This is a genomic window from Photobacterium sp. WH24, assembly GCF_019204055.1.
GTDB lineage: Bacteria > Pseudomonadota > Gammaproteobacteria > Enterobacterales > Vibrionaceae > Photobacterium > Photobacterium arenosum.
In genome coordinates, this window is the sequence record NZ_JAGSOZ010000058.1 from 1 (window position 1) to 836 (window position 836).

Consider the following 836-nt stretch of genomic DNA (forward strand, 5'->3'; position numbering starts at 1 on the left):
TCTTTCTGCGCACGCAGATACAGCTCTTCATGATTGGTTTCATCATCCAGGCTGATCTCGTTGTACCCTTCTCCTTTGTGCGTTTTAGAACGCAAGGTGGTGCGGGTTTTCTTCAGCGGCAAATCATAAGGCGGAAGATGCAGACCGTTATAAACCGACCCTGTGACTAAAGGTTGATCCGGATCGCCTTCCAGAAAGCTGACGACCACTTCGTGCCCGATACGCGGCAGGAAAACCGCGCCCCAGTTCGGACCGGCCAGGCTCTGGCTGACACGTACCCAGCAGCTTGAGTGTTCATCCGACGCACCCAATCTGTCCCAATGGAACTGAATCTTGATGCGGCCCAGATTGTCGGTATAGATTTCTTCATTCGCCGGACCGACCACCACAGCGGTTTGCGGGCCTTCCACAACAGGTGCCGGCAAGGCCGATGCCCGGTAAGTCATATCGGCCGGGAATGCGATCACTTTGTTGTGATAGGTGGTGGGTTCATCCCCGGCTTCTTCTGCGTGAGCCTGCGGATCGCTCCCTTCGTGCTTCACTTCCAGCAGTATGAAATCACGGTTCAGAGACTGGCGCGGATGGCGTTCCATCAGGAAGCTGTAACCGGGGATCAACCGCATGACACAGGTTGTCGCTTTCAGCTCAGTACCGGATACCTTATGGGCTGACAAACGGAAATCAGACTGTAACTTACCCTGAGGTTGCTGGCCGTAACGTCCCGGATAACGATACACGGCCAGATCGGTATAGACCTCGGCTTCATCCGATTCCGGCACGTCCGCCATCAGACGGGTTTTAGGCGTTAGGTAGTTATAGTCGTTTTGTGAAACCGC

Annotated in this window: 1 protein-coding gene; it reads right to left on the reverse strand. The window is 54.5% G+C overall.

Annotated features, from left to right (window positions below):
• On the reverse strand, nt 1-836 hold an 836-nt coding region (gene tssI, locus KCG43_RS21305; protein WP_218387475.1), incomplete at both ends, for a type VI secretion system tip protein TssI/VgrG.